At 52.2% G+C, this 22,599-nt stretch carries 19 protein-coding genes; 17 read left to right on the top strand and 2 right to left on the bottom strand.

Translation table 11 applies throughout. The annotated features are described in order from the left end of the window. Positions 1-425 precede the first annotated feature (425 nt). The 5 genes from ACN6MW_RS17225 to ACN6MW_RS17245 all read left to right on the top strand — a co-directional run bounded on the left by ACN6MW_RS17225 (position 426) and on the right by ACN6MW_RS17245 (position 4,897). Positions 426-743, top strand: a complete 318-nt coding sequence (locus ACN6MW_RS17225) for a hypothetical protein (protein ID WP_364150920.1) — start codon at positions 426-428, stop codon at positions 741-743. A gap of 3 nt (positions 744-746) precedes the next feature. After that, positions 747-1,772 (top strand): UV DNA damage repair endonuclease UvsE, encoded by a 1,026-nt coding sequence (uvsE, locus tag ACN6MW_RS17230; RefSeq protein WP_419871304.1) that lies wholly within the window; start codon positions 747-749, stop codon positions 1,770-1,772. A gap of 102 nt (positions 1,773-1,874) precedes the next feature. After that, on the top strand, positions 1,875-2,693 hold the full coding sequence (locus ACN6MW_RS17235) for a sulfite exporter TauE/SafE family protein (RefSeq protein WP_419871305.1): 819 nt from the start codon (positions 1,875-1,877) through the stop codon (positions 2,691-2,693). Positions 2,694-2,802: 109 nt separating this feature from the next. Next, positions 2,803-3,657: an inositol monophosphatase family protein gene (locus ACN6MW_RS17240; protein WP_419871306.1), complete on the top strand. Its 855-nt coding sequence runs from the start codon at positions 2,803-2,805 to the stop codon at positions 3,655-3,657. 73 nt (positions 3,658-3,730) lie between these two features. Further along, positions 3,731-4,897: a PQQ-dependent sugar dehydrogenase gene (locus ACN6MW_RS17245; RefSeq protein ID WP_419871307.1), complete on the top strand. Its 1,167-nt coding sequence runs from the start codon at positions 3,731-3,733 to the stop codon at positions 4,895-4,897. 138 nt (positions 4,898-5,035) lie between these two features. On the opposite strand, the gene ACN6MW_RS17250 is transcribed toward ACN6MW_RS17245, so the two are convergent. Continuing rightward, the gene (locus ACN6MW_RS17250) at positions 5,036-6,367 is read right to left on the bottom strand and encodes a glutamate-1-semialdehyde 2,1-aminomutase (protein WP_419871308.1); all 1,332 of its coding nucleotides are present in this window, start codon (positions 6,365-6,367) and stop codon (positions 5,036-5,038) included. A 199-nt stretch (positions 6,368-6,566) separates the two neighbouring features. Next, complete coding sequence (locus tag ACN6MW_RS17255; protein WP_419871309.1) at positions 6,567-7,625, bottom strand: LCP family protein; 1,059 nt, start codon at positions 7,623-7,625, stop codon at positions 6,567-6,569. A 368-nt stretch (positions 7,626-7,993) separates the two neighbouring features. On the opposite strand from ACN6MW_RS17255, the gene ACN6MW_RS17260 reads away from it, so the two are divergent. The 12 genes from ACN6MW_RS17260 (at position 7,994) to ACN6MW_RS17315 (ending at position 22,205) form a co-directional block, all read left to right on the top strand. After that, positions 7,994-9,019, top strand: coding sequence for an ABC transporter ATP-binding protein (locus ACN6MW_RS17260; protein WP_419871310.1), 1,026 nt, complete (start codon positions 7,994-7,996; stop codon positions 9,017-9,019). After that, complete coding sequence (locus tag ACN6MW_RS17265) at positions 9,016-9,810, top strand: ABC transporter permease (protein ID WP_419871311.1); 795 nt, start codon at positions 9,016-9,018, stop codon at positions 9,808-9,810. The genes ACN6MW_RS17260 and ACN6MW_RS17265 overlap by 4 nt, the downstream gene beginning before the upstream one ends. A 5-nt stretch (positions 9,811-9,815) precedes the next feature. Beyond that, positions 9,816-10,607 carry an ABC transporter permease gene (locus ACN6MW_RS17270; protein WP_419871312.1) on the top strand — a complete coding sequence of 264 codons (792 nt, stop codon included), beginning with the start codon at positions 9,816-9,818 and terminating at the stop codon, positions 10,605-10,607. Positions 10,608-10,667: 60 nt separating this feature from the next. Next, positions 10,668-11,153, top strand: coding sequence for a thioredoxin-dependent thiol peroxidase (gene bcp, locus ACN6MW_RS17275; RefSeq protein WP_419871313.1), 486 nt, complete (start codon positions 10,668-10,670; stop codon positions 11,151-11,153). Positions 11,154-11,407: 254 nt separating this feature from the next. After that, the gene (locus ACN6MW_RS17280; RefSeq protein ID WP_419876374.1) at positions 11,408-12,409 is read left to right on the top strand and encodes a methionine ABC transporter ATP-binding protein; all 1,002 of its coding nucleotides are present in this window, start codon (positions 11,408-11,410) and stop codon (positions 12,407-12,409) included. Continuing rightward, positions 12,406-13,068, top strand: a complete 663-nt coding sequence (locus ACN6MW_RS17285) for a methionine ABC transporter permease (RefSeq protein ID WP_419871314.1) — start codon at positions 12,406-12,408, stop codon at positions 13,066-13,068. Before ACN6MW_RS17280 ends, ACN6MW_RS17285 begins: the two co-directional genes overlap by 4 nt. Positions 13,069-13,121: 53 nt before the next feature. Beyond that, positions 13,122-13,958 (top strand): MetQ/NlpA family ABC transporter substrate-binding protein, encoded by an 837-nt coding sequence (locus ACN6MW_RS17290; RefSeq protein WP_419871315.1) that lies wholly within the window; start codon positions 13,122-13,124, stop codon positions 13,956-13,958. Between the two features lie 168 nt (positions 13,959-14,126). Then, positions 14,127-15,248, top strand: coding sequence for a copper amine oxidase N-terminal domain-containing protein (locus ACN6MW_RS17295; RefSeq protein ID WP_419871316.1), 1,122 nt, complete (start codon positions 14,127-14,129; stop codon positions 15,246-15,248). A 250-nt stretch (positions 15,249-15,498) separates the two neighbouring features. Beyond that, the gene (locus ACN6MW_RS17300; RefSeq protein WP_419871317.1) at positions 15,499-16,818 is read left to right on the top strand and encodes a polysaccharide deacetylase family protein; all 1,320 of its coding nucleotides are present in this window, start codon (positions 15,499-15,501) and stop codon (positions 16,816-16,818) included. 89 nt (positions 16,819-16,907) lie between these two features. Then, on the top strand, positions 16,908-17,927 hold the full coding sequence (locus tag ACN6MW_RS17305; protein ID WP_419871318.1) for an AAA family ATPase: 1,020 nt from the start codon (positions 16,908-16,910) through the stop codon (positions 17,925-17,927). After that, positions 17,924-19,417 carry a DUF58 domain-containing protein gene (locus ACN6MW_RS17310; RefSeq protein WP_419871319.1) on the top strand — a complete coding sequence of 498 codons (1,494 nt, stop codon included), beginning with the start codon at positions 17,924-17,926 and terminating at the stop codon, positions 19,415-19,417. Before ACN6MW_RS17305 ends, ACN6MW_RS17310 begins: the two co-directional genes overlap by 4 nt. After that, positions 19,404-22,205 carry a transglutaminase-like domain-containing protein gene (locus ACN6MW_RS17315; protein ID WP_419871320.1) on the top strand — a complete coding sequence of 934 codons (2,802 nt, stop codon included), beginning with the start codon at positions 19,404-19,406 and terminating at the stop codon, positions 22,203-22,205. Before ACN6MW_RS17310 ends, ACN6MW_RS17315 begins: the two co-directional genes overlap by 14 nt. The last annotated feature ends 394 nt before the right edge of the window (positions 22,206-22,599 follow it).

The raw sequence follows: 22,599 nt of genomic DNA on the forward strand, positions 1-22,599 counted from the left end.
AATGTAAGCGTGTCCCGCAGGGACGAAAGCGATTCTCTTTCATACTCAGCAAGCAAGCATCGAAGTCTCGCTGAGTGTTTATGGGGAGAAGTTGAAGGTTGGTCCAAAACCAATCCAATGTAAGCGTGTCCCGCAGGGACGAAAGCGATCCACGTTCAAACGCAGCCATAACGTGCCTTGTCTCACAGACGTTAGTCCATTTGCGGGTGTCCAGAGGGTGCAACCCTTGGGGCCCTCCCTTGGAAGGGAGGGTTTGGGTGGGTTCGAAAAGCCTTTGAAGGTTGGTACTAAAGCCTTTGAAGGTTGGTACTAAAGCCTTTGAAGGTTGGTACTAAAGCTTTAAAGGTTAGTAGTAAATCCTTTTAAGGTTTGGTAATGAACCTTTGAAGGCAGGGTAGAAATTTCACTGAAAGGAGGGAAATACAATGGGTTTTGCAACGGAGTTTAATTCGGTTTGTAAATTTAAGTCCGAGCAGGAGCTGTATGAATTGTTGGAGTACGGTCGGGGCAAAATGGTTAAGAGCGGCTTTCGCGTTTTTCCAACCGGCCAGAAGGTCATTGCCTACACGCCTGCCAATGAAGCGATCGCGATTGTCCGCATTTTAGCTTCCATTGCCGAGATTAATTTTCAAGGCGAAGAAGTGACACAAGTGGAGATGGAGCTCGTGAGAAAGTTGACCGAGGAAGAAGCAAGAGTTCAAACGGCGCTTGCTTTTGAAATGTTTTTTGGCGAGAGGGCTTAATCGATGATCGTGAGATTGGGCTTTGTCGCAATGAGCTTGCAGCTTGAAAATGCGTCTCCCTCCAAAACGATGACCTTCAAAAATTTCTCCAAGCTGGACGACCGTGAGGCGGGAATCCGGAAGCTGGAAAGAATTGCGGAAGAAAATCTACGGAGCACGCTGCGTATTTTGAAGCTTTGCAAAGCGAGCGGCATTCAAATGTATCGTTTTTCATCTAAGCTCATTCCGCTAGCGACGCATGAAGAATTAGCAGATTGGAATCCTTTTGTCGCGCTTGCTCCTGCTTTTTTAGAGGTGGGTGAGTATGCTAAGCAAAACAACATCCGAGTTTCCTTTCATCCGGATCACTTCTGCGTGTTCAGCACGCCGAGGCCGGAGGTGCTTGCCAATTCCGAGCGGGATTTGATGAATCATGTTCTCATGCTGGAGGCAATGGGATTGGATGAAGCGACCAAATGCAACATACATATCGGTGGAGCATATGGCGACAAGGCTGTAGCTGGAGAACGGTTCATCCGTCAGTTCAGCGCCTTGTCGCCTCGTCTTAAGCATCGGGTTACGCTCGAAAATGATGATAAAACGTTTAATGCGAGGGAAACCCTCGCAGTGGCGGAACAAGCGGGGGTTCCCATGGTGCTCGACATTCATCATCATGCCGTCAATTCCGGCGACATCGAAGATGACGAGCTGTACCATGGGTTATGGCCCCGTATTGAGCGGACTTGGGCAAAGGAGCGCGAGCGGCTGGGCTATGCGAGCGCCAGCCAGCTTCCGCCCAAAATCCATGCCTCCAGCCCCAAAAGCTTATCCGATCCGCGCGGTCATGCCGATTTTGTGGAAGCTGGTCCATTGGTCCAGTTTTTGCGCCAAGCCGCACGAAGCTGCGAGTATTTGGACTGTATGCTGGAAGCAAAAAGCAAAGATGAAGCATTGATTAAGCTCATCGAGGACTTAAAGCAGCTGGAAGCGGCCGAAGAAGGCATTAAGGTGTTAGATGGCGGGCGCGTAGAAATAGCTCCCGTGCATTAACAAAGCAGAGCAGCACCGCCAAGGCATTTCTTGGCGGTGCTATTGTATGCCGGCAGCTAACCATACAGCCTCCTTTATCACAATGAAAAGGTGATTATCATCATGGAATGGATACTTTTAATATTACTCGGAGTTGTAGCGGCTATGTTCGGCAGCATAGTAGGGCTGGGCGGCGGAATTATCATCGTTCCCGTGCTTATGCTGATTGGGCCTGTATTAACGGGTGATGAGATCGGACATGCAACGGCAGTCGGCATTTCACTAACCGTGCTTGTGGTGACGGCACTGGCATCTACGCTCAGCTACGCAAAACGGAAAATTGTCGACTTTCGCAGCGGCTGGTTATTTTTTATTACGAGCGGACCGGCTGCGATGATCGGATCAGCGATGACGGGCATGCTTCCCGCAGGCGTGTTTCAGTTGGTATTCGGCGTTTTTATGCTGCTGATGGCCTCGCTCCTGATTGCACGGGACTATATGAAACCGTTTTCCAAACAGTGGCCGATCGTCCGTACGATAATCGATGCTTCGGGAGAGGCGCATACCTACAGCTACGGGATCCTCCCGGCGCTTGCGATCGGTTTCGGCGTTGGGCTCATGTCGGGTTTGTTCGGCATTGGGGGAGGCTCGTTATTCGTGCCGCTCATGGTGCTTTTATTCCGGTTCCCGCCTCATATGGCAACGGCGACCTCGATGTTCGTTATTTTTTTATCATCCATCCTTGGAAGCGGCATGCATGCCTATTTGGGGGAGACGGATTGGCTTCTGGTGCTGGCGTTAGTGCCGGGAGCATGGATCGGAGGAAAGCTTGGCGCGGCGATCGCGGTGAAAATGAGCGGAAAAGGCTTGTTATGGCTGCTCCGGGTAACGCTCCTGCTCCTTGCCGGACAATTAATTATTGAAGGCTTGCGATCATTTTGATATGGTGAGAGTACTTAATATACGAAACTTGCCGGAAGCTTCATACGTAGAAGAGGATTACATGGATAGAAATGTTCGTGATTTTACATAGAGGGAAGAGTGATGGATCATGAGTGACCAGAACAACGCTTCCGTCGTTGGCGGGAAAAGCTTTACTGCTGTCGCAATCAACTGTGCGTCCAAAGCAGGAGAATGGATTAAGACGAAGCTTGGCAATTACGCTAGCCTTGATATAAAGTATTCCTCGCATGATCTTGTTACCGAAGTAGACAAAGGCTCAGAGCGCCTGATCAAAAATCTCGTCATGACGCATTTCCCTCATCATTCGTTTCTAGGAGAAGAGGGCGTGGAGCCTGGACCGGAAGCGTCAACGCGGGCTCTTGAAAATATCCGTGATGCCGAATATTTATGGATCGTCGATCCGATTGACGGAACGACAAATTTTGTGCATGGTTTTCCATTTTTCTGCGTGTCCATTGCGCTTGCCCATAACGGCGAGGTGATTGTCGGCGTGGTGTATGACCCGATGAAGGATGAACTGTTCGTTGCGGAAAAAGGCAAGGGAGCTTACGTTCACGGGAAAAGAATGCACGTATCCAAAGAGGATACGCTGCGCGGCAGCTTGGTAGCGACCGGCCTTCCGGCTGATCACCACTATGCTCTGCCTTTAAATTTGCAAGGCATACAGGCGGTTGCCCCTCAGGTGCGCAACCTTCGTATCGCCGGATCCGCCGCGCTGCATATGGCGTATGTAGCCGCAGGACGGTTAAGCGGCTTTTGGGAAATTGGGCTTAGCAGTTGGGATTTGGCGGCAGGCTCGCTGCTTGTGCAGGAGTCGGGAGGAATCGTAAGCGACACGCTTGGCAGGCCTTACGACCTCGGTGTTCGCAATGTCGTAGCCTCTAACGGCCATATTCAAGAGGAGCTCATTCGAGCTCTTGGTGAAGCGAAAGCAAACGAATAGCAGGATTGGACAGCGCATTGCGAGACTTGCAACTGCGGTGTCCTTCTCTGTTTAATGGGGGAGTGAGCGCAGAATGACAGCCAAAAAACGGATAACCGCCATGGTCATGACTGCCCTATGCTTAGGCATGCTGGCCGCATGCGAAAAAAATGAGGCGCCCGGATCGCAGCCGCCGGCCAATACGGCAACAAACGCAGTTACCGAGATACCGATGGAAACGGAAACGGGCGCGGAGACCAACGAGCCAGCAGCTTCAGAGAAACCGGTCGAAGCTTTTACAGTGCTTGCCCAGGAGCTTCGTGTTCCTTGGGTCATTACCTTTGACAAGGACGTAGTTTATATTAGCGAGCGCGAAGGGAATATCGTGAAGGTGGACGGCTCGAACATGACCCGCCAGTCCGTCCATCTGAAAAAAAGCGTACACGGTAACGGAGAGGGCGGCTTTCTTGGCTTCCTTTTGGCACCGGATTTTGTAGATACCAAAAACGCCTACGCTTATCATACCTACGAGGAGAATGGCCGAATATTGAATCGGGTCGTTCTGCTGAAGCAAAACGGCGAGCAATGGGATGAGGTTCAGGCTCTGCTTGAGGGCATCCCCGGAGCGGCCAACCATGACGGCGGAAGAATGGCGATCGGGCCCGGTAACCTGCTTTATGTCACAACGGGAGATGCGCAGCAGCGGGAACTCGCACAGGACCTTAACAGTTTAGCCGGTAAAATATTAAGGATGACGCTTGATGGTAAAATTCCTGCGGACAACCCTTTCCCAGACTCGTATGTTTATTCGTACGGGCATCGAAATCCGCAAGGCTTGTCATGGAATGCTGAAGGCGTCATGTTCAATACGGAGCATGGCCCATCCGGAGATCCGGGCGGACATGATGAGATCAATATCATCGAAGCTGGCGCTAATTATGGCTGGCCGGATATTTATGGAGATGCGAAAAAAGAGGGAATGGTAACGCCAATTTACCATACCGGCGAGAAGGCCATTGCGCCGTCCGGCGCGACAATCGACGGAAACAATCGACTGTTGATAGCAACCTTATTGGGAAGTGCGCTCTATCGTTATGATCCGGCGACGAATCAAATGTTCGTTGTATTTGAAGGCGAAGGCAGACTTCGCGATGTGAAAATAAAGGATGGACGCATTTACATCATCACGAACAATACGGATGGACGCGGCATCCCGTCCAAAACCGATGACAGGCTCCTGCTGCTTAACGATGTGAATTAATAATGAGCTGCAACAAAAACGAGGAAGTCTTGCTGGCCCGGCGGCCATGAAGACTTCCTCGTTTTTGTTTTGTTTTTTCCGTGGCATCTTACCAATGAGCTGCCGGCTTTGGCGACCTATTCAATGGCTGCAGGTGGTTTAAGAGACAGCGCCTGCAGAGCCTAATTGTGCAAAAGCATGATCAATTGCAACGATCGTTTCATCAATGTCCGCTTCCGTATGCGCGGTCGTAAAGAACCATGCCTCATATTTGGACGGCGCAAGGTTGATGCCTTGATCGAGCATGAACTTGAAAAATTTGCCGAACAGCTCGCCGTCCGTATCCTGCGCCTCATCATAATTCGTAATCGGATGATCACAGAAATGCGCGGAGAATGAGCCGCGGATTTGATTGATCGTAAGCGGGATGCCATGCCGCTTGGCAGCGGCATGCAGACCTGCCGCGAGCTTCGTTGCGAGAGCATTCATTTTGTCGTAGATCCCCGGCTCCTGCAGCAGCTCGAGGCAGGCAATGCCCGCGGAGATGGAAGCGGGGTTGCCTGCCATCGTACCGGCTTGATAAGCAGGTCCTAGCGGAGCAACCTGCTCCATAATTTCGCGTCGTCCGCCGTATGCGCCGATCGGCAGGCCGCCGCCGATGATTTTGCCGAGCGCGGTTAGATCCGGTTCCACGGCTTGGTGATCGGGAAATGAAACATAGGTCTGTGCTGCGCCATAGTGGAAGCGGAAAGCGCTAATGACTTCATCGTAGATAACGAGAGCGCCGGCCTCGCGGGTAAGCTTGCACAGCCCCTCGAGGAAGCCTTCATGCGGCATGACCATGCCAAAATTGCCGACGATGGGCTCTACCATGACAGCGGCAGTCTCGTCGCCCCAACGATCCAAGGCAGCTTGCAGAGCAGGAAGATCGTTAAATGGCACCGTAATGACTTCGCTTGCGATGCTGGACGGAACGCCGGCGCTGTCCGGGATGCCCAGCGTAGACGGCCCGGAGCCTGCCGCAACGAGCACAAGATCGGAATGCCCGTGATAGCAGCCGGCGAATTTAATGATTTTGGATTTTTTCGTATAGGCGCGGGCCACGCGAATGGTCGTCATAACGGCTTCTGTGCCGGAATTGACGAACCGGACCTTGTCGAGCGAAGGAATCGCTTCTTTCAGCATGCGGGCCAGCTTAATCTCCAGCTCGGTAGGCGTGCCGTAAAGCGTGCCGTTCTGGGCGGCACGCACGATTGCCTCCGTAATATGCGGGTGGGCATGTCCGGTAATAATCGGACCGTATGCTGCTAAATAGTCGATATAACGGTTATCGTCGACATCCCAGAAATAAGCGCCTTCCCCGCGTTTCATAAACACCGGAGCGCCGCCGCCTACTGCTTTATAGGAGCGGGAGGGGCTATTCACGCCGCCAACGATATGCTGCAGCGCTTCTTCATAGAGTTTCTCGGAATTCGGTCGTTTGTTCGTCATGGCATTCAGCCTCCAATGGATAGGGTAGCCGGGTAATATCTTACCCGGAGTTGGACAAGCTTTAACGGCTGTCGCGACCTCTGTGAAAAAAAGTGTCGTGTCGCAAAATATAGAAACGCATGCTTTTGAACACTTATCAATTCTTATTCAGGTAACAAAATACACGCAACTTGCTGGCGCAGTTGCGTGTACGTATAGGTTATTGCTGTTGGTTGGTTGCTTCTGTACCGTCTGTCGGTGCAGTGGTTTCCGTAGGAGTAGCGACGGTATCGTCCTGCTCCAGCGTCATTTGCACGAAATCGCGCAGCTCGTCTTCGTCGCTGATGCCGATGACGGATGCGCCGCCAACGCGGTCTTCCGCGATAAGCTCCATCGGCGGGATTTGCGTTGTGCTGGCCACATGGCTTTTGACGCCTAGCTGGCCGAGCTTCAGCATATCCATCACGCTGATGTTCATGCTGACATACGGCTGGACGCTTTCAAGAATTTTCTTCATGCGAACGATGTTCCAAGTGGATTGAAGCTCCTTGGATACCGCTTGAAGAAAGTTTCTTTGACGCTCGGTACGCGTGAAATCGCTCATCGCATCGTGGCGGAAGCGGACATATTGCAGCGCTTTGTCGCCGTCAAGCAGCTGGTAACCCTTTTTTAGGTCGATATCGTAACGGTTGCCGTCTGCGTTATCGGTGTAATGCATATCTTTTTCGACATCGAAGTAAATGCCGCCGATCGTATCGATCAGCTTCTTAAAGCCTTCAAAGTCGGTATATACATAATATTGAATGTCGAGACCGAGCAGGTCGCCGACGGTCTTCATGGCTAACGGGTATTCCCCTAGAGCAAGCGCCGTATTGATACGGCCTCTGCCATGGCCCTCAATATTGACATACGTATCGCGGAGCACGGAGAACAAATGCGCCTTTTTTGTTACGGGATCAAAGGAAGCGACTAATATGGAGTCGGAACGGGCAACCTGCCCCTCGTCTAATCCGCGAGCGTCACCGCCAAGCAGCAAAATATTGACGCGTTCTTTTCCTTCCCAATCCGGGATGGGAACAGGCGTAGCTTCGGCGTCCTCTACGGGCACTTTCGTTTCTTTAGGGTCACTGAAGTTATCAAGAGCATTATATATGCCTACGCTCCAGTAAATAAGAAACGCTGCGGCAGCGCCTAGTATTACGGAGAGGCTGATGAAAAACCATTTCCATCTTTTTTTCTTGCTCTTTTCTTTAGGCACTCGGTTCGTCTGTTTAGACATTTCGCTAGACGTGCTCCTTTCAGATGCTGCAGGATCATTTTGTGTCCATGTGGGTAAATTGCAATGTAAGCATGCAAGATGATGGCATAGCGAATGGTCCGCTTCCAGTGGATAGGCTAGCGGAGCCTTTTACGCTAGAAATATAAGAACGTATAAGTATGAGCTTTTTCATAGCTTATATTTCATCTGCGAACAAGCTGCCGTACCTGAGGCAAAGCCAGCCGTTTACGCTAGGCGTGAACTAATGTATGATTACATATCATAAAATTATAAAGCTGAACGACATGTAGAGCAAGTTTTATCGTTTTAGGTAAATAAAGATCGGTATTTCCTAGGAAATGTCGAAGCGAGAGGGGCTTTAAGAAACAATGCTAGCCATAGATGTAAAAGATTTACGCAAGCAATTCAGCGTGCAGAAAAATCGTGAAGGCTTATCCGGCGCACTCAAGGACTTGTTTAAACGCGAGTACAATGAGGTAACGGCGGTTAAAGATATTTCCTTTCAAATCCCGCAGGGCGAAATCTGCGGTTATATCGGAGAGAACGGAGCCGGCAAGTCGACAACGATTAAAATGCTGACCGGTATTTTGGTGCCTACGTCAGGCGAACTCAAGGTGAACGGCTACGTGCCGTTCAAGGACCGCGAGAAGTTCGTGAACGGCATTGGCGTTGTATTCGGACAGCGCTCCCAGCTGTGGTGGGACATCGGCGTCATCGAATCCTTCCAGCTGCTGCGCAAGGTATACCGGGTATCGGAGGCTGATTTCCGCAAACGCCTGAACGAGCTTGTCGAAAGACTGCAGCTTGGCGATTTGCTCAACCGTCCGGTACGCAAGCTAAGCTTAGGCCAGCGGATGCGCTGCGAGCTTGTCGCTTCGCTGCTTCATAATCCGTCCATCCTGTTCCTGGATGAGCCGACGATTGGTCTCGACATTGTCGTGAAGACCGAAATCCGCGACTTTCTCATGCAAATGAACAGAGAGCAGGGAACGACTATTTTGCTGACTACCCATGATTTGCAGGATATCGAAGCGCTTTGCTCGCGTGTCATCATGCTGGATGACGGCCGCATCATCTATGACGGCGGTCTGGACGATCTGAAGAACCGCTGGAGCAAGGGCCGTGAAATACAGTTCCAATTCGCTGGTCACACGCAGCTGGCCAAGCTGCAGCAGCTAACGGAATCCCTCGATGTCACCTGGACGATGGAAAACGAGGTTACGGCAAAAATGTGGCTGCCGCATGCGGTTAATGTTTCCGATGCTTTATCCTGCGTAGTAGGCGGCGTAGAAATTCGCGATATCAAAATTATTGAAACGAATACGGATGATATCGTCCGAAGTATTTATTCCTCCGGTTCCGCGTCAACCTCCAAGGAGTCGGTTCAATCATGATGAGCGCTTATATCGATTTTATTCGGATTCGATTTATCATGATGCTTGCTTACCGCGTTAATTATTACAGCGGTATCATTATTTATGCGATTAACATCGGCGCTTATTACTTTCTGTGGCAGGCGATTTACGGGGACAAGGAAACGCTCGCCGGTTTTACGGTGACGCAGATGACGACCTATGTGGCGGTATCGTGGATGGCGCGTGCCTTTTATTTCAACAATTTGGATCGCGAGATCGCAAATGAGATTAGGGACGGTAGCGTGGCGGTTCAATTAATCAGGCCGTATTCCTATTTATTCGTAAAAATGATGCAGGGGTTCGGCGAGGGTCTCTTCCGCATGCTGCTGTTTATGATCCCGGGGATGATTATCGTTTGTCTCATCTTCCCGGTCACGCTTCCGACAGATCCAATGACATGGCTTATTTATTTAGTCATGCTGTTCTTTAGCTTTCTGATTAACTCGCAAATTAATATTTTGACCGGCTTATTTGCGTTTTTTGTCGAAAACAACGAGGGCATGATGCGGATGAAGCGGGTAATGGTCGATTTGTTCTCCGGCGTGGTCGTGCCGATTGCCTTCTTCCCGGGGTGGCTGTCTGCAATCATGCAGTGGCTGCCGTTCCAAGCGATCACTTATTTGCCAAGCTCCGTATTTACGGGAAGAACGCCAAGCAGCGAGGTGCTGCATGTGTTTGGCATTCAAGTGTTATGGTTTGTAGGTTTGCTGGTGCCGATATGGCTGACGTGGCGCGCCGCTCGTAGACGGCTGTTCGTGCAAGGGGGGTAACAGACATGAGATATGCATCTTTATTTTGGGAATATATTAAAAATTACGCGAAAACGCGGTTAACGTACCGGGCAGATTTTTGGGTCGAGGTGCTGTCCGATTTATTGTTCCAAGGGATGAACCTGATCTTCATCTTGATCGTGTTCCAGCATACGCCTTCGCTTGGCGGCTGGTCAGAGGCAGAGGTTGTATTTGTTTATGGGTTTTTCATGATTCCCTACGGCGTGTTCAGCACCTTCTTCAGCATATGGAATTTCAGCGAACGTTATATCGTAAAAGGAGAAATGGACCGCGTGCTTACCAGGCCGGCGCACAGTCTGTATCAGGTGCTGCTTGAAAACGTAGATCCGCCTTCGTTAATCGGCTCCTTCGTCGGGGCCATCATCATGGCGCTTTGCTGGACGCAGCTCGATCTGCCGTTCCAAGTGCTTGACGTACTCGTGCTTCTGCTGCTCATCTTAGGCGCAGTCCTTATTTATGCGGGGCTTTATACCGCGCTCAGCGCAATTTCCTTTTATTCGGATGCGCCGACCGGCATCGTGCCGCTTATGTACAACATTCAAAACTACGGACGCTATCCGGTTAACATTTATAACAAAATGATTCGCTTCGTTCTTACCTGGCTGCTGCCATTTGCATTCGTCGGCGTGATTCCCGCTTCTTATTTCCTCGAGAAAAAAGCCGATGATCTTTCTCAGCTCGCGCTTTTGACGCCCGTCATGGGCATCATCGTGTTCTCGTTGGGGCTCTGGCTATGGAACCATGGCGTAAAGCGTTACCGGGGTGCAGGCTCCTAGCTTGCGCTTTTCACTCGCGAATAAGGCAGCAAATAAAGAGTGCTTGATGGAGGTTTAGCAATGACACAGCTTCAAATAGGAGAATCGGCTCCGGATTTTAACCTGCCGGCTTCAAACGGGGAGAACGTCTCGTTAAGCGATTACCGCGGGAAAAATGTCGTCCTTTATTTTTATCCCAAGGATATGACGACTGCCTGCATCCAAGAGTCCTGCGACTTTCGCGATGCGAACGCGGAAATGCTTAAACACAATACCGTTATTTTGGGAATCAGCCTCGATACGGTTAAATCGCATCAAAATTTTATCGCAAAAAAAGAGCTGCCCTTCCTGCTGCTGGCAGATATCGAGCATGCCGTGTGCGAGCTTTACGGCGTATGGCAGTTAAAGAAGCTTTATGGCAGAGAGTATATGGGACTCGTAAGGTCGACCTTTCTAATCGACGCAGCGGGCAAGCTGGTGCAAGAATGGCGCAAGGTGAGAGTCAAGGGACATACGCTGCAGGTGCTTGAAGCAGTACAGCAATTACAGCAGGCTGCACAACGCTAAGCGGCAAGCGATCCGCAAACTAAATAAGCCTATCCAGCTTAACGGAGGGATAGGCTTATTTGTTACTTTGTTGTTCGGGCAGTTCTTGAAAGAGTAAATAATTGGGCTCAGGAGACAATAAAGAAAATTCATTTAAGCCGCTTAATCGCCTTATGATCGGGGTATATGAATGAAATGGAATATTTTATACATTGACGGGATGCCTGACACATTTATACAATATGGTTTTGCTTGTTCGATAGGGGGTTATTAGACTGATCAGGCTAAACAACATCAAAAAATCGTATCGGGTAGGGACGGTTTCGGTAGAAGCGGTCCGTGACGTTAGTTTAACGGTCCATAAGGGTGAAATATTCGGCATCATCGGCCATTCCGGAGCAGGGAAAAGCACGCTTCTGCGCTGCGTCAATTTGCTGGAGAAGCCGACAACGGGCAAAGTAACGGTAGGCGGCGTTGAGCTTACTGGTTTGTCTGAACGGCAGCTGCAGCAGCAGCGGAGACGCATCGGGATGATTTTCCAGCATTTTAACCTGCTGTCGATGTCCACGGTTAGAGATAACATCGCTTTTCCGCTCGCGCTTGCAAAGCTATCCAAAACAGAGATGAATAAACGGGTGGATGAGCTTCTGAAGCTGGTTCAGCTAGAGGGGCATGCGGATAAATATCCCGCGCAGCTATCCGGGGGACAAAAGCAGAGAGTCGGCATAGCCAGGGCGCTTGCCAACAATCCGGACGTATTGCTGTGCGACGAAGCGACATCGGCGCTCGATCCGCAAACGACGAATTCGATTTTGTCGCTGCTGCTCGATATTAACGCGAAGCTGGGCATTACCATCCTGCTCATTACGCATGAAATGAATGTCATTCGTTCGATCTGTGACCGCGTAGCCGTGATAGACCAAGGGGAAATCGTCGAGATAGGCGAAGTGCTGCATGTCTTTCTAAAGCCCGAGCATTCGGTGACCCGCGAGTTTGTTGATCAAGTGGCGGACAGCGGAGTAAACGGACAGCTATTGCGCCAGCGCACAGGGCGTCTATTGCGCATGACCTACATCGGCGATTTGACATATGAGCCGATTCTTTATAATGCCGTGAAGCCGACATCCGTCCAATTCGCCATTTTGCAAGGAACGGTATCCCGGATGAAGCAGACGCCGTATGGCCAGCTTATTGTCGAGCTGATCGGCAGCGATGCAGAAATCGAGACCGTGATTGACGTTCTGCGCAAGGACGGGCTGGAGGTGGAGGCGATATGATGAGCTTTGAAAACGTGCGCTGGCCGGAAATAGGAGAGGCATCGAAGGATACTCTCTATATGCTGTCGGCCTCGCTTTTGTTTACGATTATTTTCGGCTTAATTCTCGGCATCATCTTGTTTCTAACCTCTCGCAGACAGCTGCTGCAGCAGCCGGTGGTTTATGGGGTGCTCTCTTTTATTGTCAACGTGCTGCGTTCCGTTCCGTTCGTCATCCTGATGATTATGATCATGCCTGTTACTAAGCTGATTACAGGAACGACGCTTGGCGTAGAGGGCTCGATTCCGCCGCTCGTCGTAGCCGCCACACCTTTCTTCGCAAGGCTGGTGGAAACGTCGCTGCGCGAGGTGGACCGCGGCGTGATTGAGGCTGCCCAAGCGATGGGCGCTTCGAAATGGGATATTGTGCGGCGCGTGCTGCTCCGGGAATCCAGCCCAAGCTTGCTTGCGGCCGTAACCATTACGGCGGTAACGCTCGTCTCCTACACGGCCATGTCAGGCGTAATCGGCGGCGGGGGACTGGGCGACTTAGCGCTTCGTTACGGCTACCAGCGGTTTCAAACCGATGTGATGCTCGTGACGGTTGTGCTGCTGATCGTGCTTGTTCAGGTGCTTCAGACGATTGGCGACGCGCTGGTTCGGCGCTACAGCAGGAAGTAGAAAGTTAGAAAGCATTACAGCTTAGAAAGCAATACAACATTGGAGGAATGAACATGAAGAAGACAAGCTATTTGATTTTAACGATGATGCTGATGTTTACACTGGCCGCCTGCGGACAAGACAAAAATACCGAGAACGATACGAGCGGTACGGGGGCAGAAACGCCATCGGCCGTTAAGCTGAAGGTAGGCGCAACTCCCGTGCCGCATGCGGAGCTGCTGGAATTCGTGAAGCCTATCTTGAAAGAACAGGGCGTTGAACTGGAAATCATCGAATTCAATGATTATGTACAGCCAAATACCCAGCTTTTTGAGAAACAAATCGACGCGAACTTTTTTCAGCATATGCCTTATCTCGAGCAGTTTAACAAGGACAAAGGTTATGACCTTGTTAACGTAGCAGGCGTGCACATTGAGCCTTTCGGCGCGTACTCGAAAAAAATCACAAAGCTGGAAGAGCTTAAAGAAGGCGCAAAAGTCGTAATTCCGAACGACCCTTCGAATGGCGGCCGCGCGCTTGCTTTGATGGCAGAAAATGGCCTAATCAAGCTTAAAGACGGCGTTGGCGTTAACGGGACCGTTGCAGACATTACCGAAAATGCGAAAAAGCTCGACATTACAGAAGTTGAAGCAGCTACTCTTCCGCGTGTACTCGGCGAGGTTGATCTTGCCCTAATCAATACGAATTACGCGCTTGAGGCGGATCTTGTTCCGACGGATGACGCGCTGTTCATTGAAGGCAGCGACTCTCCTTACGTAAACATTCTTGTTGCTCGTCCGGATAATAAAGATTCCGAAGCGATGCAGAAGCTTGCAGCGGCGCTTCGTTCGCCGGAAGTAAAGAAATTTATCGAAGATACGTATAAAGGCGCGATCGTAGCTGCGTTTTAAGAGCAGCAATGCCTGATCATAATTGCATAAACAGCCGAGCAGAGAAGCAATCTCTGCTCGGCTGTTTGCGTTTCTGGCATTCATCAATACGTTCGCAACCTTTCCAACCCTATAAGCGTTATTAATTATCGAAAACCCATTTTAATGAATAAGAGGGGATGATTGAAAGTGAAGCGGAGCATAACAATCTTCATTCTGGCCTTATTGCTTATTCTTCCGGCTACAGCTGGTGCAGCTGCCCAAGGCAAATACGAGTTCCACTGGATGGAGAGCGGAAGCTTAGGGGGAAGCGCCCTTGTGAAAAATGGGGTCACATTCGTGCCTCTGACGCGTATGACGGCTTATTTTAAGCTGGACCTAAGCTGGGATGCCACGGGCAAACGAGCGCAGTTCAACGGCTGGAACAAGTCGTTGGCAGTTCGGGTAGGCAGTCTGACAGGGATGCTTGACGGGAAGATGGTGAAGCTTCCGGGCGCGCCTTTTCTGTTCGAGAAGGAGCTCTACATACCGGCGCGTTTCGCTGTCCAGGCGCTGGGCGGCGGCCGTTTGACATGGGATGCGCCGACTAAGACGCTAAAGGCAGAACAGCTGCAAACGTTCAGGAAATATGATTTTGTCCATGAGGGATTAAAATATACGGTTGAAGGAAAAAGCGGTAATCTATATGTGACGGACGGCAAAGGCGTACGACGCGAGCTGGCAAAGCTCGGTACTTCGATTAAGGAGTATCTGTCTTCGAATTTTGAAAGAACGCCTGGCGGACTGTTAATCATTTCTTTTGCCGATCATTACGGAGAGCCGCACTTGAATAATCAATATTTCACGATTGTCGTGAAAGAGGGCAAGGTTATTCATCAAGCTAGCGTGCATTATTGGAATCGCGTAGAAGTAAATGTAACGAAGCTGGGCAGCCAGCTGTTATTGATCGACGGAAAAACGCTGAGAATCATCGAGGACGGGACAGGAAAATTGCTCGAAACCATCGATTTAGTGAAGCTTGGCGGAGAAGCGGATGAGTATTTCGTCGAGTACTTCGACAAGGATGTATTTCTGCTGCGTGGGAATAAGGATGGCATTTTGAAGCTGGTAGACAGGGGAACCAGCGCGGTTACGGTCTTATACAAGGAGCTGCTTGATGCTCGGCATCAGGAGTATGTAGCGTATAATGATACGCCATACCGCGGCGATTTCCTCAAATTCATGAAGCGCGAAGGCGATCTTCTTTATTTCAAAAACGAATTTCCTTATGATAAGGATAATAATATCTATAGCGTAAACGTTGCGGATTAAGAGGTAGATCACATTTCCGCAGTTTACATTGCAGTAGATGAGGAAAAATAGAGTAACTTTACACCCATGACAAAAATAAGACGAAAGCCAAACACAACAAGCGGCAGCTGTGTTTGGCTTTTTTTATTTGGAAGGTTGGAATGTATCTCATCATTTAAGAGAAACAGTCATTTACTAGAGAAGCGGCTCATATAATCTATCAGAATACATGAGAGTTCCTATTCATAGGTAGAGAAGGGTGGCACATCGAATGCGGCGTATGTTGAGGGTGGCAATTTGTGCAGTGATGATGTGGGTCGGCTTGATTGAGCTTGGGAGCTTTGCCGGTGATCAGAGCAATGCGGCAATGGAGCGGGAGACGGTGCAGGCAAGCGAAGCCGTATCAATATCTGCTGCTCATTATGAAGCCAAGCCGTTTTTAGCTGCGCATGCATCCTATGAAACAAAGCAGCAGCTGGCAAAAGACAAACCGGCCGCAGCCGCGTTAGAGAAGCCAAGTGAACCCATATTGGCAGAAAAAGCAGAGACAAAACAGAAAACCGTATTTTTGACCTTCGATGACGGTCCGAGCAAAAATACCGAACAGGTCCTTGATCTATTGAAGCAGGAAGGCATTTCCGCGACCTTTTTTGTTTTGGGCGAGCATGTGCTGAAGCAGCCGGATATAGCGAAGCGGATCATCGCAGAAGGCCATGCGATCGGCAATCATACGTTTGATCATAAATATGAGCGTTTATATGGGAGCTTTGCCGAGTTTGCAGAGCAGGTCATGAAAACCGATAAGGCCATATACCAAACAACAGGCGTCAGGACGATACTTTTTCGGACGCCTGGCGGGACATACACCAATTTTGATCAGGGCTACTTCGATGCAATGGCTGCGGCGGGCTACCAGGTGCATGACTGGAATGTGGACAGTGGAGATTCGAAGCAGCAGGGCGTACCTGCATCTGAGATTTTGACGACGATCCAAGGTTCTAAGCTTGCGAGCAAGCTGAACGTTTTGCTTCATGACAGCGCGGGGCACGAGGAGTCGGTCAAGGCGCTTCCGGCAATCATTAAATATTATAAAAGCAAAGGTTATGCTTTTGCCAAAATAACGGATGAAGTAAAGCCGATTCAATTCAAGCCGGCGGATAAGTTGAAATGGAGCAGGGCAAGTGTCACCAAGCCAGAAATAAAAAAGCTTGTCCAGTTCTCGGAAAAGCTTGCCAGGGAAAGCGCATTGGCGCAAGCAGCGGCGAATGCGCCGGATCTTATTTTGCACCGCGGAGAGGAAATGTTGGTACTAAAGGCAGGCGAATACGGCGTAACAAACGGGGCTATCGAGGTATCGCTGCGGAAACTTACAGAATGGGTTGGCGGAAGCATAGCGCTTGATGTAGATAATGGACTGATCGATGCCTATTTCGAAGGAAACCGGGTGCTGTCGCTGACGGGTAATGAAATTCATACGTCCGATAAAGGCCAGGTCATTGTGCCCGTGCGCGCAGCGCTGCATAAATTCGGAATCCAGATCACGAAATATGTGTATAGCGATCAACTGCGGGAAATATGGCTCACGGAGTAACAGAAAGGTCTTCTAGCAGGTCTAAAGAGAGAGAAAGCTGGGGAAACTGAAAAATAGATAGATTTATTTTTCAGGAGGCGAATGATACGATGATTTCTCCCCAATTTTCAGAGGATTCGAAAGAAGACCGTAATAGCCATTGGCCGGAAGCGCCGCAGGTGCTGCTTCATCGATTGCTAGTGAAGGTAGAGAGCGTATTGCTAGGCAAGCAGCAGGTTATCCGTCATACGTTAACCGCGCTGCTGGCAGGCGGACATGTACTGCTAGAGGATGTGCCTGGCGTTGGCAAAACGCTTCTGGCTCAGGCATTTGCGAGAGCGGTAGGCGGCGATTTCAAAAGAATACAGTTTACATCCGATATGCTCCCGGCCGATATCGTTGGCGGAGTCGTGCTGGATACCCGTACGAGCGAGCTTGTGTATCGTCCAGGTCCCATTATGGGCAATGTGGTGCTGGCCGATGAAATTAACCGGACATCGCCCCGCACGCAGTCCGCGCTGCTTGAAGCGATGGAAGAAAGACGTGTCACGGTGGAGGGGAAAACCCGCAAGCTGCCGGTTCCTTTTATGCTGATTGCGACACAAAACCCGCTGAGCTTCGAGGGGACGAATACGCTGCCGGAAGCGCAGCTGGATCGCTTTATGATGCGGCTGACCATCGGTTACCCCGGTTCTTTCGAAGAGAAGCGGATGCTCGAGCAATACGCCGACGGCAATCGGATCGAGCCTGAGCGGCTGCGTCCCGTCATCGCGACAGAGGAATGGCTGCAAATGCAGGCGGAGGCAAGGCAGACCCACATGCATCCCGCGCTGCTTGAATACATGGTGCAGGTAGCGGATGCGACCCGCCGAGCGCCAGAGGTCGTGCTTGGCTTAAGCCCGCGCGCGCTGCGCGATTGGCTGCGGGCCTCCCAGGCTAATGCCTATATGGAAGGACGCGGCTACGCGGTGCCGGATGATTTGCTTGCAACGGCAGAAGCCGTGCTGCCTCACCGGCTGTCGCTACGGTTCAATGCCTCCGCAACAGGCGTTGATGCGGCGGCGGTCATTAAGCGGACGATCCGCGATTGTAAGGTGCCGGCAGCAGCGGGAAGCGGGAAGCGCCGATGAATGCACCGTTTCAAGATGGCTTATTGCAGAGCGGGGAGCAGGAAGACGGTATCGCTGAAAGCATAAACCCGCAAGCCGAATCAATGAAGGACCAGTGTGCGGGTGCCGGTGTCCAAACACGGGCGGCAGCCGCTCAAATGAACAAAAATGAGCCTGTGACCGAGGAACGGAATGCCCGTGGTTATCGTACAAGATGGCTCGCTTGGGCCATTATCGGCGCGGGCTGGATAGGATGCGCGGCAGCCATCCTGCTGCGGGGCGGCGCCGTGGAATGGTTTATGGCCGCCGTCCTGACCATGATTATGGCAGTTAGCGGATTAGCGCCTGCTATGGCTGCGGCAGGCTTTAGCGCTGCGCGGGTTTTATCTCAGGAATTGACTCGCGAGGGCGGGCAGCTTGTCATCAGCTTGACGTTAAAGCGCTCCTTTCTGATTCCATTCGTATGGATAGCGGTTCATGATGAAACGATGAACGAAAGCTCTGCGGCTAATCGCAAAATAAGTATCCGTACGGTGTTTACCCCTGCGCTCCGCAAAGAGACGACCTACCGTTATACGCTGCATAAATTGCGCCGCGGTAGGCATCCTTTCGAGCATGTAACGGTTACGGTAGGCGATTGGCTCGGACTCACGGCGATCCACAAGCGGGTGAAGTGCAAGTCGGAGTTCATCGTGCTGCCGGGAATCCCGCAGGCGGAGATTGGAACAAAAGCAGAACGCGCGGGAGGGGCAGCTATTTATGCCGTGCCTTCTCCGCTGACAGGTGAAGCGCTCGATCGCCGCGGGGAAGCGGGTCGCGAAGAAATCGAAGCAGCGGTGCGGGCAGCCGGAATGGGCCCGGATAGCCGTCCATACCGGGAAGGCGATTCGCTTCGGCATTTGGATTGGCGGAGCGCAGCCAAAGGACGAGGCCTTCATACCAAAGTTTATACGCCGGAACAGCCTGTTCAAACCTTTATTGCGGTCGATACGCTGGCTTCCGCCTATGATAAGGATGATCGCTTATTCGATGCTTGCGTGGGCTGGGCTGCGCTTGCCGTGACCAAGGCAGCCTGGCTGGGAAGCGGCGTAACGCTGCTGCTCGGTCAAGGCGGGCAGGCGATTCAATCGCCTGTCGATGACCGCACGGAGGATGGCATTTCCGGAATGCTGCATGCGATGGCATTGCTTCGGGCAGAAGGAAAGGGCTCTTTGGCCGGAAGCTTTGTTCGCGGATCGAAAATGCTGACCCGCGGTTGCACGATCCTTGTTTTCACTGCGGATTGGAGGGGCGGGCGAAGCTGGGGAGAGCTGGCGGGCTACGCAGCCGAGCATGGCTGCAGGCTGGAGCTCTTTATTGTGACGCGCAGCAACATACCCTCCTTCGCGATGCGGGAGCAGCAGAAGTGGCTGGAGAGCGGCGGCGTCAAATTGACGTGGCTGCATGTTCCCGCGAGCATGGCCGCGCTTCCTTACGCCGAGGAAGGGGGTGAAGCGCATGAGTTTGCATAAAAGCGATGTGGCCGGAAGAACGGGAAAAGGGCTGCAGGCTGATCGCAATCCAATGCGCGGCGAAGCTCCCGAAGAGTCTCTCGGCTACCGGTTCATGACCAGCTTGCTGCTGTTCGGCCTGCTTGCCGAATGGCTGCTCCCATGGGTAAACGCAGGGGAGTGGTCAATGATATATAATCCGGTGCCGCTGCTGCTCGTTATCGGCTTTGTCTTGCTCGCTGGCTTATTTCGCATGCCGCTTGCGGTCACTCTTCCTATGAATACTCTCTTGTGCATCCTGAGCCTAATGTGGCTTTATAAGGGTGCGGATCAAGGCAGCCTGCAATGGCTGATTGGTTTTCCGGTGATGCTGAAGGAGCATTTTGTCCTGCTGGCGCAAAACGGTCTGTGGGCGATGTCTGGAGAGCTGCGGACGCTGCTGTTGTTTATTGGCTGGGCGATGCTTGCTCCTGCCCTTCAGGCTTTGTTGTGGATGCGTCAAACTGCGCTTGGGATCGCATGCCTTACGTTGGTTTATTTAATTACGCTGCATGTATGGCTCGGCCTCGATGTCATGGGCGGCTTAATTCGCACCGTTGCGGAAGGACTGCTGCTTGGCAGCATTGTGGCCGTGCCGCGTGTACAGCGCATCATTGAGACGGGCGTAGGCAAGCTTAAGCGATTGGATATGCGCTGGCTGTCGGGCTCGGTATTTGTAGTGTTGATGATTCTTGGCTGCAGCATGCTGTTTGCGGGCGGGCGCGAAGCCTCTATGCCGCCCCCGGGCTGGACGGCGTCGCTCAATGATCGCCTTGAGCAAAAGATTCATTCCCTTGGCAATCAACAAGGGTCCATAACGGTGATGGGGCAAACGGGTTTTGATCGGCTTGGCGGGGCATTTACTGGCTATGGTTTTGATGACAGCCAGCTTGGCGCGCCCGTGCGCAAGGACAACCAAGTCCTATTTACGGGAAGTTCTACGGCAAAGGCCTACTGGCGCGGTGAATCGAAACAGGTATATGACGGTCGCGGTTGGGTGGATACCGCGGGCAGCCCCGTGCTGCTGCCCGTGAAGGACAGCGATACGGCAGCGTCGGCTGAGGCTTCCGCAGAGGCTGGGAACAAACTGACAGGGCCGGTGATTCGGCAAACGGTCGTTTGGTCTGAGCCGACAGCGGGCATGCCTCTCTTTTCATCGGGTTTCCATGGATATGTAACCGAGCTTATCGCTGCTGATCCTCGCCGCAAGCTTGGCAGTTACGTCTATAATGACGATAAAAGCTCCCTATATGCCCAGTCGGACAAGACGAAGGTGGAACGGTATACCGTAGAAAGCGTGCTTCCGGTAACCGACGGAGCGCAGCTGCGTGCGCTGGGCAGCGGAAGTGAAGGCAGTCTGGCTGCGGACGGGGGTACGGCTTCTTCCGGTGCGGAGGAAACCGCAGCGGAGCTTGAGCCCTACTTGCAGCTGCCTTCATCCTTGTCCGGCCGAGTCGTGGCTTTAGCCGCGGAAGTGGCAGGCGGCGGGGTAACGAGCCGGTATGATCAAGTCAAGGCGATTGAGGATTTTTTGAAAGCGAGTTATAGCTACACGCTGGATGGAAGCGCGCTGCCTCCGGAAGGCAGCGACTTCGTCGATCACTTCCTCTTCGAGCAGCGCCAAGGCTACTGCGTGCATTTCTCTACTGCGATGGTAGTTTTGCTTCGCTCGCAGGGTATCCCCGCAAGGTGGGTGAAGGGCTTTACTGCCGGAACTCCGGTTGGGGAGAACTTGGGTGGTGATGGTGTTGACGGTGGAAGATTGAGCAGTGATGCGCTAAGCGCGGATGAAAGTGCTCGAGGGAGTGTGAGCGTAGATGCGCTAAGCGCAGGGAAATCGGAAAGTGCTTCAGATGTTGAGAGCATGAAGCTGGTGAATTACGAAGTGAGGGGTTCTGACGCGCATGCCTGGGTTGAGGTATATTTCCCAGGCGCAGGCTGGGTGCCCTTCGATCCGACGCCGGGAATCAGCGGCGTCTTGAATGTCGCGTCCGCCGGTTCTGCTGGCGGCGCGCTTGCTGCTCCCGCGATGGGTGCAGCGGGAGCGGCTTTGGCGAGCGGCGTCGGCAGCGATGCATTTGGGCTTAGCGAGGCGAGCATAGCGGGCCTCGCTGCATGGGCTGAGGCGGCGGCTGAGCAAGCCGCCTCTACCGTTGCGCGCGGGGCAGACGCCCTCGCGCAAGCGGCGCAGAGCGCCGCCAAAAGCGCGGCGGCGGCATCGCCCGCCGCTGCAGCTGCCGCAGGCGCGGCCGCGCTGGTGCTTGCGGTCGCGGCCATTGCTGCGGCGCAGCGCCAGCGGCTCCGCCTTTCGCTGGCACTGCGCCGTTATGGCGCGGCATACGCCGGCGGCGCGAAGCTCGCCGGCGCAGCCGCGCCCTACCCGTCACATGAACCTGTGACGGACAGCAGTGCCGCGGCGGAGCTTGCGCCGCGGCATGCAAAAATGCCGCGCAGCGCCGAAGGGCGTGTGCGCGCGAGCTTTATTGCCGTCGCCGACACGGTGGCGCCGCTGCTGCATCGCCGTTTCGGCGTGCACGCGCAGGGAATAACGGTGCGTGAATATGCAAGCGCCGCCGAGCCGATGCTGGCGGCGGAGCAGCAGGATGCCCTGCGTCAGTTGACGAGCTGGATAGAGGAGGCGCATTTTGCTGCTCCAGGCCCGTGGCCCGGCGCGCCGACGCCTGCTGCGCTGCGCACCGTTTTGCGCGTACTGGATAAGCAGCCTGTCCACAAAACCAAACGATCGTCTGCCGTAAAGGCGTCCAACTAATTGGAAATGGCTGAGCTCAATTTCTTGTTTATTGCCGTAATGGAACCTTGGATCTGAGTCGCTAGCATAGACGAGCAGAAACGTGTGTTTAAACCTATATAAGAGTAAACAAGTAATATAATTAACAGGAAATTCTCCTGCTAATTTCACCTAATTACGTATATCAACCCACGTAGCTGGAATTTCTCCATCTAATTTGATCATTATGGCCCGGATAGTGGGCATTTGGTTGAATTACCGGGAGAAAATCCCGTTAAATGCTAAGATAATCGATTAAGTGAAAATTAGATGGAGTTTTTCCTGTTATTTGCTGTTTATTCCTTCTCTAAGTTAAAACTGCGTTGCACCGCTCCATAGCTTGGAATCAAGCATCAGCACCGCTCCATAGCCATAA

Source organism: Pristimantibacillus sp. PTI5, assembly GCF_048572955.1.
Classification (GTDB): Bacteria; Bacillota; Bacilli; order Paenibacillales; family Paenibacillaceae; genus Pristimantibacillus.